Origin of the sequence: Paracoccus sp. UBA889, assembly GCA_002294185.1 — a bacterium.
Taxonomy (GTDB): Bacteria; Pseudomonadota; Alphaproteobacteria; order Rhodobacterales; family Rhodobacteraceae; genus Paracoccus.
The window spans coordinates 1,539-3,033 of the sequence record DBFD01000077.1 but is presented as its reverse complement, the minus strand read 5'-3'; the positions used below and the strand labels follow the sequence as shown (position 1 = coordinate 3,033).

Sequence of the window (1,495 nt, the reverse complement as noted above, 5' to 3'; positions counted from 1 at the left end):
ATCGGTGATCCGGTCCATCATCAGCATCGGCGGTTCGGGCAATTGCGCATTGCCGGACCCGAACAATTCGCCTCGGGCGCAGGCCAGCAGGTCGTTCCGGTCGAAACTGGTTTGCGTCATCGCCATGCGGTCCTGCCTTCCCTTCGGCGCGATCGGGCGCCGTCCCTCTCAAGTTGACGCACCGTCTATCACTCGCCGCGAAGCCGGTGCAAGTCCAAGCCATGAAACAGCCGGCGAGGCCGCGCAAGCCTCAGAACCATTGGCCGGGCTCCATCAGGCCCAGATCCATCAATTGCTGCGCCCGCCATTCGAAGGGATGGGAATGGCGCCAGGTGAACCGGCCGATCGCGCCGCGCGATCCGGGATTGCGCGCCAGCGCCTTGGCGACCCGGAAAGAGGCGATGGTCGCGGTCAGGTTGTGGTGCCAGGGACATGAATAGGTGTTGTATTCCGCGATGTTGAAGCGGTGATCGGGCGTGATCGTCAGGCCCGGCGCGGCGCGGAACAGCGCAACCCGGTCGATCCGCCGCCGGTCCGGCGGCAGATGCTCCTCGAACCGCCAGCGCAGGCCGCCGTGAAAATCCAGCTGCCGTTCGATCGCGCGGCCCTGGGCATCCTTGCGGCCAAGCGCATAATAGCCGGTCCTGTCGAACAGCGCCGCCGACAGATCGACCGCATCGGGCGCCACGTCCGGTTCGGCGGCATAGAGGTCGATGACATAGGTCAGCATCGCCGCGCGCCGTTCCTCGGCATGAAAGGCCAGCAACTCGCCGACGCTGCGGGTTTCGGAAAACGGGAAGAACAGGAACTCGGCGTTATGGCAATAATAAAGCCAGGTTCCCGGCGCGACCGCCCGGATGATCCGGTCCACCGCCCCCTTGTGGGCGTCGCGCCGGCGGGTGTCCCAAATCAGGTTGCTGATCCTGTCCGCGCCATCCGCGGGCAGCGTGACAGGCTCGGGCGACAGGGCAAGGATGTGGCGGAACCCCAGCTTCAGATGATGATCCAGCGTCTGCCGGACGGCAGCGTCGTCCTCGATCAGGATGATCGCCAGCGGTCCGCGTGCCAGCGCCGCCGGCTTGCGTCGCAGGAAATCCTCCAGCCCGGTCGCCGCGATGGTCACTGCATGACCGCCTTGACCTGATCCAGCGCCTCGCGCAGCAGCGCCGGATCCTGGCCGGCGCTGGTCACGAGATTTTTAAGCGTCTCCTTCTGGATTTGCGGGATCTGCGCCTGGTCGATGATCTGCGCGACCCTGTCGGCGTCGAAGCCCGCCGGCGTCAGCGCGGCCTCGATCCGGGCGGCTGCGACGGCGGCGCTGGCGGCCTGTTCGGTCGCGGCGGCGGCATCCTGGGCGGCCGAGGCGGCGGTTTCTGCGGCGCCGGCGCCGGTCGCATCGCCATCCGTCACCACGTTGCGGGCGGCATTGGCGGCGGCATCGGCGGCGCGGTCGGCGGCATCCAGCGCCGCTTCGGCCGCCATTTCAGCCTCGGCC

Annotated in this window: 1 protein-coding gene and 2 pseudogenes; all 3 read right to left on the bottom strand. The window is 67.7% G+C overall.

The features are described from left to right. Positions 1-126: pseudogene (locus tag B4L36_RS15755) on the bottom strand (beta-hydroxydecanoyl-ACP dehydratase); the annotation flags it as partial. Between the two features lie 124 nt (positions 127-250). Beyond that, entirely contained in the window at positions 251-1,117 is an 867-nt protein-coding gene (locus B4L36_RS15750) for a glycosyltransferase family 2 protein (protein WP_292959104.1), read from the bottom strand. Positions 1,118-1,119: 2 nt separating this feature from the next. Next, positions 1,120-1,495 (bottom strand): annotated as a pseudogene (locus tag B4L36_RS15745) (hypothetical protein); the annotation flags it as partial.